The following is a 16,181-nucleotide window of genomic DNA, read 5'->3' on the forward strand; positions in this document are numbered from 1 at the left end:
TTCAAGAAAGTGTAATTGCGCTTACTGTAACATGAATAGTTCCATTCTATACCAATTCAAAGTAAAGAAGCAACCTGCTCACAAGAAGCTTAGGGCAATCACTTTGAAATGGTTTTTGATCTCATTTCTTAAGCGATTGCCCTAGTATGTTACTTACATACAGAAAATGTGTTTCCCAATCGTTTTGACTTGTGGACGTGTCCAAATCCATTTAGAGGTGGCTGTTACAGGGTTGAAATAGTATAAACAACCATCTGAAGGGTCCCATCCATTAAGTGCTTGCTGTACTGCTTTACGAGCAGATTCATTTGGTTCTAAGTAGATTTGACCATCTGCTACTGCCGTAAATGCACCGGGTTGGAATATAACCCCTGATGCTGAATTCGGAAAGCTTGGTGATTTGACACGATTTAAAATAACAGCAGCGACAGCAACTTGTCCCTCAAAAGGCTCACCACGTGATTCTCCATACACCGCATTTGCCATAATCTTCAAATCATTAGCGGATAATCCATGATTGTTTGACGGGCTAAGCTTTGCTGTCTCTTTGTTACCAGAGTCTTTGTTACCTTTATTGCCTTGCGCACCAGTAGTACCATCATTTTGTCCAGGCTTCCAAGCTTTGGTAGCATTATATAGCTTTAATTTTGTTTTTCCACCTGCAATCCCATCTACCTTTAGACCAAATTCAGATTGAAACCATTTCAAGGAATCTTTCGTTTTAGAACCAAACTGACTGTCTATTTTGCCATAATAAAATCCAAGAAATTTGAGTCGACCTTGTAGCTCATACACATCTTGACCATATGCACCTTGTTGTATTACCTGTGAGCTAAATACCGGCTCAACTTCGGGCTCTCCTTGTTCTAAAGCATGAGCATTCGTGCTTCCTTTCGGAAACGGATTTGGCCCATATACAAGGCAAAATAATAGCAATACCAATCCGGCAGCCAACCATATTTTTGCTTTTTTCATACGTGTAGTCTACCTTTCTTTATTTGAAATGTGATTGACTTTAGTATGACAAACGACCTCATTTCCTATTCATAAACAAAAAAAAGAACCTGTACATAAACGCACAGATCCTTCTACAGTTATCTAGTTTAGGACATTATCAACATATAGTTAAGACGATATTTTACCCATTTTATATTGCTCAATTGACATTAATACTTCACGCGGCTTACTTCCTTCATACGGACCAATAATACCTCTAGCTTCCATTGAATCAATGAGACGAGCAGCACGCGTGTAACCTACTCTCATTCGACGTTGCAATAGGGATACAGACGCTTGCTTTGCATCAACCACAATTTGTACTGCTTGGTCAAACAATTCATCCACCACTTCTTCATGACTTTGGTCTTCTTCCTCTACCTCAGGAACTAACGAATCATCATATTCGGCTTGACCTTGTCCACTCACATATCCAACAATCGCTTCGACTTCTTGATCACTCATAAATGCCCCTTGTACACGAACAGGCTTAGATGCGCCCATCGGCATAAATAACATATCACCACGTCCAAGCAATTTTTCGGCGCCTGCCATATCTAAAATCGTTCTAGAGTCAACCTGAGAGGAAACACCAAATGCAATACGCGATGGAATATTGGCCTTGATCACCCCAGTAATAACATCAACAGAAGGACGCTGAGTAGCAATGATGAGATGAATCCCTGCTGCACGAGCCATCTGTGCTAACCGAGCAATTGCATCCTCTACATCATTAGCAGCAACCATCATTAGGTCAGCTAACTCGTCTACAATAACGACGATATAAGGCAATATATTTTCAGGTATATCCTTCATCATCGTATTATAGGCTTCTACATTTCTGGCTCCTGATTTAGAGAACAGCTCATAACGCTTTTCCATCTCGACTACAATTTTTTTGAGTGCAAGCGAAGCACGTCTAGGATCGGTCACAACCGGTGCAAGCAAATGAGGAATGCCATTATATACGTTTAGCTCCACCATTTTAGGGTCTACCATTAAAAATTTAACTTCATCTGGCTTTGCTTTGTACAAAATACTCGTAATAATCCCATTAATACATACCGATTTTCCTGAACCTGTTGCTCCTGCTACTAATAGATGGGGCATTTTAGCAAGATTCCCTACAATTGTAGCCCCTGAAATGTCTCGTCCAAATGCAATCGAAAGCTTAGACTCTGCTTCCTGAAACGTTTGCGTCTCCATGACTTCCCGCATTGTCACTAATGAAACCTCATTGTTTGGAACCTCTATACCAATGGCTGATTTCCCTGGGATTGGAGCTTCCATCCGAATATCTTTAGCGGCAAGCGCTAATGCAATATCATCGGTCAAATTCACAATTCGGCTTACCTTCACACCAATATCTGGCTGAATTTCGTATCTTGTTACTGCTGGTCCTCTGACGACCTCAAGCACACGCGCACGTACACCAAAGCTTTCAAGTGTCGCTTCAAGCTTACGCGCGGTTTGCATATAATCTGCTTGATCCTTGGACTTACCTCCACCTGAAGGCTTTGAAAGCAAACGGAAGGATGGTAACTTATAAGGCTTAGGAGCAGGTTTGGGTGGAGGCGGTTCAGTTTGGTTTAAATCTGGGCCAAGCTCTGAATTTAAAGCTAATGATGAATCAGAATCCGACGCAACATCGGCAGTCTCAGCTTGAGTCATATCCCCACCTTCCAGTTCTGCCTCTCTTTGTGAATCAACATCAACTTGTACATTTTCAGTAGAAGCCATATCAAGGCTATTAGGATCTGTGAGTTCTTCCTCAAATTCAAAGTTCTCTTCCTTCTGAATGTGATCGAAGAAATCACGTATTATTGGACCCGTTTCTTGCGATGTAAGATGCTTGTCCTCTGACAAAGGCTCTATTGCTTCTTGTTCAGATGAGTGCCAACCTTCCTGATCATAATCAAGATCATTCCAATTAATCATCACAGGACCAGACCTTTGTTCTTCTTGATTAGAGGAGGATAAAGCATCCTTCTGAACAGTATCCTCTGGCAAAGGTATTTCTTTTTTATTTTTAAAGCCTAACAATTGAACCAACATTTTTTTGATTCCTTGAGCCGAGGAGGTCTCAACCCCATCCTGACTATCGAAAGTAGTTTGAGCTTGCTCCTCATCTTCCTGAAGAGGTTCAGAGATAGGGGGACTCACCTTTTGTCTTTTACTTTGTCTAACAGGAACTGGACGTAACAAATGTAGCTTTTTATTTATTAGCTTACTCCATTGCCCAGCATGGGTTCGAGCGACTCTAAACATTTCCACATAGGATAATCCGGTAATTAACATAAAGCTAATGGCTAACATCACGATCATGATGAGTGTAGCTCCTGCCATTCCAAATAATGAATACAGAAGAGTAAACTCTATTCCTCCTATGTAACCCCCGCTAATATTTAAATTCACCATACTAAAGCCTATATTTTCATTGCCAGGCTGAAATAAGGCAGACCGAATATCTCCATTGATTTGACTAAATATTTGCGAGGCAGTTAAGGAAACGCCCGGCATCATTTTTTGCTTCATTGTTAAAATTGTACTCATCAATACTAAGGCTAGAACAGCAAGCAATAACCCACTTTTTTTCTGACTCCATTTTGTAGGCCATTTGCGATGAATCATAACCGCAAGTCCGATATATATGCCAATCAAAGGTATAGTAAAATAAAATTTCCCAAGTAAAAGGGCAGACATCTTTGACAATGTTCGACCTACAGCCGCTTCACCGGCTAAAGCAATCATGGATAATGTAATTAGGATGATCCCATATATTTCATATTTAAGTATGCTACCAATTGCAGCAGATTTCCTTTTTCTTTTTTTACGTTTTGCAGCCAAAAAGGAACACCCCCCAGAAGAATATTATACCATATTCATCCGAGGGACACCTATAAGAAACAATATATTCATATATAGACTACGACATCAATTGAGGCATAAACATGATTTGACTCCCTGGGGCATATGCAGGATCTAAATAGTAATCTAAATTACAGCGTAACAGACGAATAATCGTAGCTTTATTTGTCCCTTCCATCCGAACTTGCATTAATACCCCATTCATATCAACTTCAATATAATTTTGAACTTGATCCTCAGGACTCCCATAAGCCTCAAAGGTATAAGGATCATAATAATCACTCATTGTGTAAGCCCCCCATATTGTGTGCTAATCGCAGATTTCTTTTGAGTAATTAATTCATTAAGTTTTAAAAGCCCTTCACCTATTCCACCAATACCATCAATTAACCCATATTTCACTGCATCTGCTCCACCTACTGCGGTACCAATATCTCGATTTAGCTCACCTGTTTTAAACATAAGCTCTTTAAACATACTTTCAGACATTCTGGAATGTGTTGTGACAAAGCGTACAACCCTTTCTTGCATTTTCTCCATGTATTCAAAGGTTTGAGGCACACCAATTACCATTCCTGTCATTCTTATTGGATGAATCGTCATGGTAGCACTTTCTGCTATAAAGGAATAATCAGAGGCAACAGCAATCGGTACACCAATGCTATGTCCACCCCCAATAACAACCGTTACCGTTGGTTTGGTTAGTGATGATAACATCTCTGCAATCGCCAGCCCTGCCTCAACATCTCCACCAACTGTATTTAAGATGATAAGCAAGCCTTCGATTTGTTTACTTTGTTCTGCAGCAACTAATTGAGGAATGAGATGCTCATATTTCGTTGTTTTATTTTGAGGTGGAAGCACAAGATGTCCTTCGATTTGTCCTATAATGGTTAAACAATATACATTAGACTCATTGCTCGTCGGCACAGAGGTTTGTCCTAGTTGCTGAATCATTTGGGGAACATCTGTTTTTTTATCACTTGGCTCTTCTACAGGTGGTGAAACAGGTTCTTGTTCCTCATTTTTTATTTTGGTTTGTTTTTCTGTCATTAGGTTGGTCCTCCTAAGTATTTCATTGATGCCTTAGTATGTGGAGATGACACTACAACCTATACTTGCAAAAGTACTACAACACAAAAAGGAGTTTAAAACAAAAAAAGCCCCCTCTCCTGAAGGAACCGTCCAATATTACTTGACAGGAGAAGAGGCGACTGTGTGCCCTTTATGGGTTACACTTCCATAATAATAGGAAGTATCATAGGTCTACGTCTAGTTTGCTCATATAGAAAACGTCCTAATGCATCTTTTACATTGGTTTTCAATGAAGCCCATTCATTTACATTTTCACTCATCAATTTCTCTAAGGTGCTAGAAACAATACGATTAGCCTCATCTAACAAGCCCTCAGATTCTCTGACATAAACAAAACCACGTGAAATAATGTCTGGACCAGATACAATCGTACCGTCTTGCTTGCTTAGTGTAACAACAACAACAAGAATACCGTCCTGTGATAATAACTTACGATCGCGAAGTACAATATTTCCTACATCACCAACGCCAAGTCCATCTATTAATACGTTACCTGCTGGTACTTTACCTGCTTTACGAGCTGAGCCTTGCTCAATCTCTACAATATCACCAATATCGACTAAGAAAATATTGTCAGGGTCAACCCCTACAGATTCTCCTAATTGAGCATGCTTACGCAACATACGATATTCACCATGAATTGGAATAAAGTATTTAGGCTTCATCAAGTTCAGCATCAGCTTTAATTCCTCTTGGCTACCATGACCAGATACGTGCACACCTGAGTTAGAACCACTATAGATTACTTCAGCGCCTAAACGGAATAACTCATCAATCGTGCGTCCTACAAATTTTTCGTTACCAGGTACTGGAGTTGCCGCGATAATGACAGTATCTCCAGGTAAAATATCCACCTTCCGATGAGTAGAACGAGCCATTCTTGTCAATGCAGACATCGGCTCTCCTTGGCTTCCTGTACATAAAATAACGACACGATCTGCTGCCATTTTGTTGACTTCCTCTGGCTCAATCAATATTCCGTCAGGAACATTTAAGTAACCAAGCTCAGAAGCGATTGAAACTACGTTAACCATACTACGACCAATAATCGTTACCTTGCGATCTGTAGCATATGCAGCATCAATAACTTGTTGTACACGATGTACATTCGAAGCAAAAGTTGCAACAACCACACGTTGACTCGCTTTTTGAAAAATATCATTTAATACTAAACCGACATTTTTTTCAGAAGGCGTAAAGCCTGGTTTTTCAGCATTTGTACTATCAGATAATAATGCCAATACACCTCTTGCTCCAATTTCACCCATACGATGTAAATCAGCAAATTGACCATTGACAGGGGTATGATCAAATTTGAAGTCACCTGTATGCACAACATTTCCTTCTGGTGTTTCAATGCAAACCCCAACGGAATCTGGAATACTATGGTTCGTCTTGAAAAACGTTGCCTTCATGGAAGTTCCTAATTCAATTTCTGAATCCGCATTGATTAAAATGCGTTTTGTTTCCCCTAGTAAGCCTGCTTCTTTAAGCTTGTTCTCAACTAAACCTAATGTTAGCTTAGTTCCATAAACTGGAACATTGAGGTTTTTAAGAACATATGGCAAGCCACCAATATGGTCCTCATGACCATGTGTTAATACAATCCCTCTTACCTTATCCCGATTTTCAGTTAAATAAGTTATATCGGGTATGACGATATCAATGCCTAACATATCCTCTTCAGGGAATTTTAGGCCAGCATCAATAACGACGATATCATTGGCGTATTGAATCACATACATGTTTTTCCCAATTTCTGCAACGCCGCCCAATGCAAAGATCGTCAATTTATCATTATTATTTTTTTTGGACAAGTGAATCTAACCCTCCTAATTGTTTTGGACGTCGATCATTTTTATAATTAAATTTTTACATTAAATACACCGCACCCAGTCACTTGAAACCATTATACATGATTAAATTGACAAAACACAAGTCGCTGAAACTCCTATGCTCATATTACAATGCTCTATACAGAAAAAACCGATGCCTGTAAACAGACATCAGTTTTTGGAATTAAGACCTTTTTATGGTCTTTAGTATTTTGCGATTAATTCATTAATTTCTTTTGCTTCTTCTTCAGTTGGATCAACCAATGGTAGTCTCACAGAACCGACCTGCAAACCTCGCTGTACTAATGCATATTTGACAGCAACCGGATTTGGGATTTTAAATAATCCTTTAAATAAAGGTAATAAGTGCTGATGAAGTTTAGCGGAAGCTGTAGTATCTCCATTTACAAATGCATCAATCATATCTTTTATTTTGCTACCTGCAATATGGCTTGATACACTTATTAAACCATATGCGCCTACTGACAAGGCGGGTAAAAACGAAGAATCATCACCAGAATAAATTTTAAATCCGTCTTCGGTATTTGCAGCAATTTCAGCAACCTGATCTAGCCCTGCACATTCTTTTGTTGCAATGATGTTAGGTATTTTAGATAAAGCAATCGTTGTCTCAGCACTAATACTTACCGCCGTTCGACTTGGCACATTGTACAATATAACGGGTAATACTGTCGCTTGTGCAATGGCTTTAAAATGTCGATACAAGCCTTCTTGATTTGGGCGATTATAATACGGTGCAACAAGCAAAATGCCGTCTACTCCACATTTTTCTGCCGCCTCTGTTAATGCGATAGAATGTGCTGTACTATTACTTCCTGTGCCAGCAATAATTTTACAGCGCCCTCTACTGTAATTCACTGTGAACTTAAATAATTCCAGTTTTTCTGCTTCCGACAATGTTGGGGATTCTCCTGTAGTACCACAAATAACTAAGGATTCGGTTTTTTGTTCTTCGATCAAGTAGTCCATAAGCCTTTTGGTTTGATCCCAATCAATGAGTCCTTGTTCATCGAAGGGAGTGACCATGGCTGTAATTAGCCTTCCAAATTCCATGTTGTCTCCTCCTAATGATTTGTTTCTCGCCCCAATTCAAACTTTGCATGTAAAGAACGTAATGCCTGCCCCATATTTTCTTTATTTACTAAAACCCAAATTGTCGTATTAGAGTCTGCAGATTGTAAAATCGGAATATTTTGCTCTGATAATGCTTCTACAATTTTCGCCATAATTCCAGGTACACCATTAATTCCTCCACCGATGACAGACACTTTAGCGCATCCGTGCAGAAGCTTAGGCACAAATCCTAAATTTTCTAGCAGCTCCTGTGCTTTATCTGCTTCGGTATCAAACACTGTATATACCACACCATGTGGAGTTACATTTATAAAGTCTACACTAATGTCTTTTTCCGCCATCGCTTGGAATACTTTAAGCTGAAGGTTGTCCGTATTGCTTCCTACGGCATCAATTGTAATTTGAGTCACATTCGCCACATAAGCAATTCCGGTCACGTATCTGTCCACTACACCAACCTGTACATCTCTTATTCCTTCTGGATTAGCCACTAATGTACCCTCTTCATCAGAAAATGTAGAACGTACCCGAACCGGAATTCCCGATTGCATCGCAATCTCAACGGCCCGAGGATGTATTACCTTGGCGCCTTGATGCGCCATATTACATATTTCAGCATAACTAACAAAAGCTAATTTTTTTGCCTCTTCCACGATTCTTGGATCTGCAGTTAAGATGCCATCTACATCGGTATAAATATCAACCATTTCAGCATGTAATGCTGCACCTAACGCTGTGGCGGAAGTATCGCTTCCACCACGTCCTAATGTCGTTAACTCACCGCCTTGGCTTTGTCCTTGAAAACCAGTCACGATGACAACCTTATTTAGCTCTAACTCTTCCAAAACACGCTTAGGATACACGCCAAGTATTCTGGCATTCCCAAAATGCTGATCCGTTGAAAATCCTGCTTGCGCGCCATTTAAAACAACAGAGGAAATATTTTGTCTTCTCAGTAAGCTACATAACAGCGTAGCTGAAATTACTTCTCCGCAGCCTAGCAATAAATCTCTTTCTCTTGCGGGTAATACCCCTCCACTGGAATCAATCAAATCAAGCAATGTATCTGTGGCATAAGGGTCCCCTTTCCTGCCCATTGCAGATACCACGACGACTAAATGATATTCTTGATCTAGCTCTCGTTTGATATGCTTAATTACTAATTCTCTGGCATTTTCTGTTGATAAAGATGTGCCTCCAAATTTCTGCACTAAAATGCGCATGGGTATTCCTCCAGTTTCATGTCCCAGTAAAGCACTTATCAAGTGTTCTGTTCCCTATTCTGATTCATTTTTTGTACAATCGTAACGTCATCACCTGTGGAACCAATTTTTCGGAAATCTCCTATGAGATTGTATTATCTTCATATATCATTGCCGAAATTTTTCAATAATCAGTGGCTGAAGTTGTTCTCCCGATAATGCAGCATAACACGTTTCAGGAATGAGCTCCATTTTAGCAACAAGTGAGTTCGGCTTGCCAGTTGGACTATCCTGTCCGAAAGGAACAAAATAAATATTTTTGGCAACAATTAATTTTGCAATATTCGCTAGATTAAAACCAAGTCCATCATTTGTAGAAACTGCGATCACAACGGGGCGTCCATTGCGAAGCTGAGCCTTGGCTGCCATTAATACTGGACTGTCCGTCATTGCATTTGCAAGCTTACTTGTTGTATTCCCTGTACATGGTGCTATGGCAAGCACATCTAATAATTTAGAAGGTCCTAACGGTTCTGCATCCACAATAGTAGAAATAATGTCTCTGCCCGTTATATCCTGTAACTGTTTACGCCAATCCTCTGATTTACCGAATCTCGTATCTGTCATCATTACAGACTGAGATATAATTGGAACTACTTGTGCACCTGCATCCACAAAACGCTGAATTTGCGGCATAACCTCTGCAAATGTACAATGCGAACCGGTGACCGCATAACCTACCGTTTTCCCCTGCCAATTCACTTTTCATCCCCCCGTAATTGAAACTCTTCCATGACCAAATGACATATTGTATTTGCAATAATCATTCCAGCGGTTTTGGGAGCAACAATTCCAGGTAGGCCAGGAGCGAGCAGAGCTTTGACCCCTCTTTTCTCTGCAAAACGAAAATCCGTTCCTCCAGGAGCTGAGGCCAAATCAATAATGACAGCTTCCCGAGGCAATTTCGAGATAATTTGCGCTGTGACTATCATAGTCGGAATTGTATTAAAAATCAAGTCAATTTGCCCCTCATAGAGCTTGGAATCCGTTGTTGCAAAAGGCTTCCAGCCCATTTGGACTGCTCTAGCCATATGCACCTGTCTACGCACACCTACCCGAACGTTTGCACCCAAAGCTTGTAGTGTAGAAGCTAAAGTAAAGCCAGTACGACCTAAACCAAGCACAACACATGTTGAACCGTGTAATGTAATATCCGTATTTTGAATCGCCATCATAACGGCGCCTTCGGCGGTCGGAATGGAATTATAAATCGCAATTTCATCACGTTCCATTAACTCGATCAGCCTAAAACCAAATTCTTCACTTTTCTTTTTTAGCAATTTCTTAGCAATACCTGTAAAAACTAAAGTTTCCTTACGAATTGCTGCAAAAAGCTCATCGCTTAAGAAACACTCTACATTTGAAAATGGCGTTATTACTTTTCCTTGATCATCACAGCCAGCAACAGGCAATACAATCACATCCGCTTTTGCCAAAACCTCTTTTTGTAAAGTTTCATGCGTGACGCCATGGAGCGGCACCTGTGTTTGATCAAAACCTATAACTTTAACAACTGCATCAAGCTCAGTGCATTTATTAATCACTTCAATTTGACGCGCATCCCCACCAACAAAAATAATTGTTATGCCAGTTAACATTAAAGCAGGCACTCCTTCCAAGCAACGGCGTATAGATCATCTTATGCCGCCGCCTAACAAGTGGTTCCATAGAGCCGCCTAGTATGTGACCAAAATAAAAAAAGCCCAAGATGCTGAATAATTATATTCAGTATATCTTGGGCTAACCTATGAATTTCGTTCAATCTTAAAATTAGTTTCTTCCCGTATGACCAAAGCCACCTTCACCACGAACGGTTTCAGACAATTCCTCAACTTGGTGTAGTTTTACCTCAGGTACGATCTGGAAGACCATCTGTGCAATACGCTCATTGCGCTTGATCGTAAAAGGCTCCTGACCAAGATTAATGAGTAACACCTTGATTTCCCCGCGGTAATCGGCATCAATCGTACCAGGTGTGTTCAGGCATGTAATCCCATGCTTAAAGGCAAGTCCACTTCGAGGACGGATTTGTGCCTCAAGCCCCCCTGGCATTGCGATCGCAATCCCCGTTGGAACCAAACCTCTTTCGCCAGGTTTAAATATCATATCCTCTGTAACGGCAGCAAACAAATCAAAGCCTGAAGCAAGCTCTGACATTTTACGCGGCAATTCAATATCTTCATTTCCAGCTAAACGTTTAATTTGTACTTCAAATGACAAGTTCATCTCTCCTTAAATCTGTTAAAACACGATCTGACGTACCTACCATACCAACAGCATACGGCTGGGCAAACATCACATGTATAACTTCTTGTATATCTTCACTCGTTACGGCTTCAATGCGTTTTATCATATCATCTAATGAGTCATGACGTCCAATCATTAGCTCATTTTTCCCCAGACGATTCATCCGACTTCCTGTACTTTCTAAGCTTAAGATTAAGCTTCCTTTTAGCTGCTCTTTACCCTTACGAAGCTCTTGCTCATTAAGTCCATGAATAGAAAAATCATGTAATAACTCTGTAGTGAGCTTAATTACCTCTTCCGTTTGCTTTGGTGCTGTGCCTGCATAGACGGTAAATAATCCACTATCCGCATGAGAAGAATGATAGGAGTAGACTGAATACGCTAAACCACGTTTTTCTCTAATTTCTTGAAATAATCTAGAGCTCATTCCTCCACCTAAAGCATTGTTAATAAGTGCCATGGCATATTGCTTAGGATGTCCAATTTGAATACCTGGGAAAGACATGCAGATATGATTTTGCTCTGTCTTTTTCTCTTGAAACTTTAACCCACTCAAAAAAGCAGGCGCTTCAATCATTTGCTCCTGTCCTCTTCCCTCAAAGTGTCCAAAATATTGCTCAACTAACTGTATAACAGAGTCATCAATATTCCCTGCAATGCTAATGACTGTATTTTCAATCGTATAACGATCACGCATGTACTGTTTAAGATGAGCGGAAGTCATTGGATTCAGTTTAGCTTCTGTACCTAAAATAGGTGCAGCAAGCAAATGATCTCCATAAGAGGCTTGGACAACTAGATCATGTACTAAATCATCCGGAGTATCTTCATACATTGAAATTTCTTCTAAAATTACGTTTCTTTCCTTACGTAGTTCTTCATCATCGATTGTTGAATGGAAAAACATATCGGACAATATATCCATTGCAATCGGTAAATGTGCATCCAATACTTTTGCATAATAACAAGTATATTCCTTGGATGTAAATGCATTTACGTTGCCACCAATGGCATCAAATTGTTCTGCAATATCCTTCGCTTCAAAACGGTCGGTACCCTTAAATAACATATGTTCTATGAAATGGGAAATCCCTCCTGTTTCTATCGTTTCATTTCTGGAGCCGGTTTTAACCCAAATTCCAAATGAAACAGAGCGAACAGCAGGAATTGTTTCCATGACCACACGAAGGCCATTTTTCAATACAATCTTTTTCATGAAAGGCCCTCCTATTTACACTTCTCGTCCAATCTCTTTAAAGAATGGATCACTAATAAAGGCATACTTACAAAGCTTATCAAAAAAGCGAAAATTACTCAAATGTAGTCGCTTCAATTCGATTAGGAGATAACACTTGTGTAACGGTTCCAATATGTAAACCTTTAGATTTAATAGCTGATATAATTCCAGCTAAAGCCTGACTTGATGAGGCGGTAGGATGCATTAAAATTAAAGAGCCTGCCTCGACATGCTTCGATATTTTAGCTACAACATCAGACGGATTTGGTTTTTTCCAATCTACCGTATCAAGTGTCCACAATACCGTCTTTAAGCCTTGCTCCGCAGCCAGCTTTACAGTCTGATCATTAAAATCACCTGATGGTGGTGCAAACCATTCATTTTTCACGCCTAACCGTGAGGCTAGTAAGTCCTTCGTTTTTGATATTTCTAAAGTTGCCCGACTACGAGCTAATTTGCTCATATTTGGATGCGAGTAAGCATGATTTTCGATCTGATGGTCTCTTTTCTTAATTTCTAAAGCTAACTCTGTGTTTTTATTCAACCAACTTCCATCGAAAAAAAACGTCGCTTTGACTTTAGCTTTATCAAGCGTATCAAGCATAGGAATAATGTACTCATTCCCCCAAGCTACATTAATCATTAATGCGACCATTGGTTTTGCTGGATTGCCACGATAAATCGGATTTGGTTCTAGATCCTCTAGTTTTACTGCTGGTGGGACTTCACGGTACACAAATGGAATTGGTGCGCCTGCTTGTTGTTTTTTAGCTTGCAAATACGTTTTTTCGATATCAACCTCGACACCATTATATCCAGGTATTGCCTTCCAAATTCGGTCTATCTTAGCATCAATTGGAGCAATATAACGTTTTGTAGCCTCTTGTTCAATTTCCTTTAGCAATGCATCTTTCTCACCATCATTTTTAAGACCATCAAATGTGTAGGCTCCGCTATCTTGACCAGCAACGATAAAATCCTGAACCCCTGAATACTTCCCCAACACAAACACAAATAAGACAACAAATACAACAAGCATTAGCTTGTTACGATTCATGGCAGGCTCATCCCTTCACCTTCTATTTGTCCTCATCTTATGTGAACAAGCTGTCTATTATGCAACATTTAGGAGGATAAACTTTAAAAAAGAGCCAGAATAAAATCATTCCGCCTCTTTCCAGTCTAACCATGAATCTATAGAGTTATTTTATTATGATTGTTGTTCAGAGGTTAGTACAACTTTACGAGATAAGTTAATACGTCCTTGCTGATCAATTTCAGTTACCTTAACTGTAATAGAGTCACCGATGGCCACAACGTCTTCAACCTTAGCTACACGCTCTGTAGACAATTGTGAAATATGCACCAAACCATCTTTGCCAGGTAAAATTTCTACAAAAGCACCAAACTTCTCAATCCGTTTTACGGTTCCGATGTAGATTTCACCAACAACAACCTCTTTTACAATGCCTTCAATAATTGAACGTGCTTTATTATTCATTTCTTCATCAGTTGAAGCAATAAATACACGACCATCTTGTTCAATATCGATTTTAACGCCAGTTTCCTCAATGATCTTGTTGATGATTTTACCACCTGCACCAATCACATCACGAATCTTATCAGGATTAATGTTCATCGTTGTAATTTTAGGTGCATATTTAGATAAGCTTTCATTTGGCTTATTAATGCGTTCCATCATTTTGGATAAAATGAACATACGTCCTTCTTTTGCTTGTGACAATGCATCTGATAAAATTTGACGATCAATTCCATCGATTTTAATGTCCATTTGAATCGCAGTTACACCTTCAGCAGTACCTGCAACCTTAAAGTCCATATCACCTAAATGATCTTCCATCCCTTGAATGTCTGTCAAAATGGATACATGTTCTCCATCTTTAATTAATCCCATTGCTACCCCAGCTACAGGCGCTTTAATCGGAACACCAGCATCCATCATCGCAAGTGTACTTGCACAAATACTTGCTTGGGAGGTTGAACCATTAGATTCAAGCACTTCGGATACTAAACGAATCGTATACGGGAATTCGGTCTCATTTGGAATAACTTTAGACAACGCTCTTTCACCAAGTGCACCATGTCCAATTTCGCGACGACCTGGAGGTCGTAATGGACGAGCTTCACCAACACTAAACGGAGGGAAATTATAGTGGTGCATAAAACGTTTAGATTCTTCTAGATGAATACCATCTAAAATTTGCACATCTCCAAGTGCACCTAATGTACAAATGCTAAGTGCTTGGGTTTGTCCACGTGTAAACAGACCAGAACCATGTGTACGTGGAAGTAAATTCGTGTCACATTCTATTGGACGGATTTCGTCCAACTTACGACCATCAGGACGTACTTTATCATGAGTAATGAGGCGACGAACCTCTTCCTTGACGATATCATGAAGTACTTCTTTAACATCATCCAAAAGCTCTGGAGACTCTATGTACTTCTCCTCAAAATGAGCTACAGTTTCATTGTTAATGGCATCAATTGCGTCTTGACGTTCATGCTTTTCAGCAATTTTAACAGCCTCAACTAGACGAGTCTGAGCAAATTCACGCACAGCTGCGTTCACTTCACTGTTTACTGCATGAAGCACAACTTCCATTTTTTCTTTACCAGCAATATTCACAAATTCTTCAATTGTAGTAACAATTTTCTGAATTTCCTCGTGACCAAACATAATTGCTTCAAGCATTACTTCTTCTGGCACTTCATTCGCTTCTGCTTCTACCATCATAATTGCATCTTTAGTACCTGCAACTACAACATAAATATCGCTTTGCTCTTGCTGTGCAATGTCAGGATTAATTACGAACTCCCCATTTATACGGCCAACCGCTACTCCACCAATTGGACCATTAAACGGAACGTCAGAAATACTTAGTGCTGCAGAGGTACCAATCATTGCCGCAATTTCAGGTTGGCAATCTTGATCCACACTCATCACTAAGTTAACAATTTGCACATCATTACGGAAACCTTCTGGGAATAGTGGACGAATCGGACGGTCTGTCAAGCGACTAGCCAAAATTGCCTTTTCACTTGGACGACCTTCACGTTTAATAAACCCACCAGGTATTTTACCTACAGCATACAACTTTTCCTCGTAGTTTACTGTTAATGGAAAAAAGTCAAGGTCCTTTGGTTCAGAAGAAGCCGTTACTGTACATAATACAGCCGTATCGCCATAACGAACCATGACTGCAGCATTCGCTTGTTTAGCTAAACGTCCAGTCTCAAGGGTTAAAGTTCTGCCCCCTAATTGCATCGTTACATTCTTTTCCATGAAATCCCTCCTTAATTAAATCATCTTTTGTAGTAGTTCCTTGGCAACAAGAACTAAAATTGCAGTTTGTTATAAATTCTATACAAACTACATTATTTCCTTTTTTAATGCCATTCATAAGAAAAGCACCCTATTCGGTGCTAATTTTTTAAAGAAGCAACAAAATTTACGTTGTCGCTAACTATTCATTTTAGTACCACTTTAAAAAGCAACCTAGTGACACCTTAAACGCTGACACA

The 16,181-nt window shown here is 39.7% G+C and carries 13 protein-coding genes; all 13 read right to left on the reverse strand.

Annotation, left to right across the window (positions count from 1 at the left end):
• Positions 1–153: 153 nt before the first annotated feature.
• Entirely contained in the window at positions 154–975 is an 822-nt protein-coding gene (sleB, locus tag ABE099_RS07365) for a spore cortex-lytic enzyme (protein WP_430028872.1), read from the reverse strand.
• A 150-nt stretch (positions 976–1,125) separates the two neighbouring features.
• Positions 1,126–3,843 (reverse strand): DNA translocase FtsK 4TM domain-containing protein, encoded by a 2,718-nt coding sequence (locus ABE099_RS07370; protein WP_430028874.1) that lies wholly within the window; start codon positions 3,841–3,843, stop codon positions 1,126–1,128.
• A 79-nt stretch (positions 3,844–3,922) separates the two neighbouring features.
• Positions 3,923–4,150 (reverse strand): YlzJ-like family protein, encoded by a 228-nt coding sequence (locus ABE099_RS07375; RefSeq protein WP_430028877.1) that lies wholly within the window; start codon positions 4,148–4,150, stop codon positions 3,923–3,925.
• Positions 4,147–4,917 carry a ClpP family protease gene (locus ABE099_RS07380; RefSeq protein WP_430028879.1) on the reverse strand — a complete coding sequence of 257 codons (771 nt, stop codon included), beginning with the start codon at positions 4,915–4,917 and terminating at the stop codon, positions 4,147–4,149. The genes ABE099_RS07375 and ABE099_RS07380 overlap by 4 nt, the downstream gene beginning before the upstream one ends.
• Positions 4,918–5,096: 179 nt before the next feature.
• Positions 5,097–6,776 (reverse strand): ribonuclease J, encoded by a 1,680-nt coding sequence (locus ABE099_RS07385; RefSeq protein WP_430028881.1) that lies wholly within the window; start codon positions 6,774–6,776, stop codon positions 5,097–5,099.
• Positions 6,777–6,998: 222 nt separating this feature from the next.
• Positions 6,999–7,868 (reverse strand): 4-hydroxy-tetrahydrodipicolinate synthase, encoded by an 870-nt coding sequence (dapA, locus tag ABE099_RS07390; RefSeq protein ID WP_430028883.1) that lies wholly within the window; start codon positions 7,866–7,868, stop codon positions 6,999–7,001.
• An 11-nt stretch (positions 7,869–7,879) separates the two neighbouring features.
• The gene (gene dapG / locus ABE099_RS07395; protein WP_430028885.1) at positions 7,880–9,112 is read right to left on the reverse strand and encodes an aspartate kinase; all 1,233 of its coding nucleotides are present in this window, start codon (positions 9,110–9,112) and stop codon (positions 7,880–7,882) included.
• Between the two features lie 147 nt (positions 9,113–9,259).
• Positions 9,260–9,853 carry a dipicolinate synthase subunit B gene (locus ABE099_RS07400; RefSeq protein ID WP_430028887.1) on the reverse strand — a complete coding sequence of 198 codons (594 nt, stop codon included), beginning with the start codon at positions 9,851–9,853 and terminating at the stop codon, positions 9,260–9,262.
• Positions 9,850–10,749: a dipicolinate synthase subunit DpsA gene (dpsA, locus tag ABE099_RS07405; RefSeq protein ID WP_430028889.1), complete on the reverse strand. Its 900-nt coding sequence runs from the start codon at positions 10,747–10,749 to the stop codon at positions 9,850–9,852. The genes ABE099_RS07400 and dpsA overlap by 4 nt, the downstream gene beginning before the upstream one ends.
• 172 nt (positions 10,750–10,921) lie before the next feature.
• Positions 10,922–11,371, reverse strand: coding sequence for a dUTP diphosphatase (gene dut / locus ABE099_RS07410; RefSeq protein ID WP_430028891.1), 450 nt, complete (start codon positions 11,369–11,371; stop codon positions 10,922–10,924).
• Positions 11,361–12,614, reverse strand: coding sequence for a M16 family metallopeptidase (locus tag ABE099_RS07415; protein WP_430028893.1), 1,254 nt, complete (start codon positions 12,612–12,614; stop codon positions 11,361–11,363). Before ABE099_RS07415 ends, dut begins: the two co-directional genes overlap by 11 nt.
• A 94-nt stretch (positions 12,615–12,708) precedes the next feature.
• Positions 12,709–13,692 carry a polysaccharide deacetylase family protein gene (locus ABE099_RS07420; protein ID WP_430028895.1) on the reverse strand — a complete coding sequence of 328 codons (984 nt, stop codon included), beginning with the start codon at positions 13,690–13,692 and terminating at the stop codon, positions 12,709–12,711.
• 153 nt (positions 13,693–13,845) lie between these two features.
• Positions 13,846–15,942 carry a polyribonucleotide nucleotidyltransferase gene (gene pnp / locus ABE099_RS07425; protein WP_430028898.1) on the reverse strand — a complete coding sequence of 699 codons (2,097 nt, stop codon included), beginning with the start codon at positions 15,940–15,942 and terminating at the stop codon, positions 13,846–13,848.
• Between the last annotated feature and the right edge of the window lie 239 nt (positions 15,943–16,181).

The organism is Paenibacillus turicensis, assembly GCF_050461185.1.
In the GTDB taxonomy this organism is placed as follows: domain Bacteria; phylum Bacillota; class Bacilli; order Paenibacillales; family Paenibacillaceae; genus Fontibacillus; species Fontibacillus turicensis_A.

Excerpts from the sequence above, each read along its gene's own strand:
- sleB (WP_430028872.1), bottom strand. The coding sequence starts at position 975 with ATGAAAAAAGCAAAAATATGGTTGGCTGCCGGATTGGTATTGCTATTA.
- ABE099_RS07375 (WP_430028877.1), bottom strand. The coding sequence starts at position 4,150 with ATGAGTGATTATTATGATCCTTATACCTTTGAGGCTTATGGGAGTCCT.
- ABE099_RS07380 (WP_430028879.1), bottom strand. The coding sequence starts at position 4,917 with ATGACAGAAAAACAAACCAAAATAAAAAATGAGGAACAAGAACCTGTT.
- dapA (WP_430028883.1), bottom strand. The coding sequence starts at position 7,868 with ATGGAATTTGGAAGGCTAATTACAGCCATGGTCACTCCCTTCGATGAA.
- dapG (WP_430028885.1), bottom strand. The coding sequence starts at position 9,112 with ATGCGCATTTTAGTGCAGAAATTTGGAGGCACATCTTTATCAACAGAA.
- dpsA (WP_430028889.1), bottom strand. The coding sequence starts at position 10,749 with ATGTTAACTGGCATAACAATTATTTTTGTTGGTGGGGATGCGCGTCAA.
- ABE099_RS07415 (WP_430028893.1), bottom strand. The coding sequence starts at position 12,614 with ATGAAAAAGATTGTATTGAAAAATGGCCTTCGTGTGGTCATGGAAACA.
- ABE099_RS07420 (WP_430028895.1), bottom strand. The coding sequence starts at position 13,692 with ATGAATCGTAACAAGCTAATGCTTGTTGTATTTGTTGTCTTATTTGTG.
- pnp (WP_430028898.1), bottom strand. The coding sequence starts at position 15,942 with ATGGAAAAGAATGTAACGATGCAATTAGGGGGCAGAACTTTAACCCTT.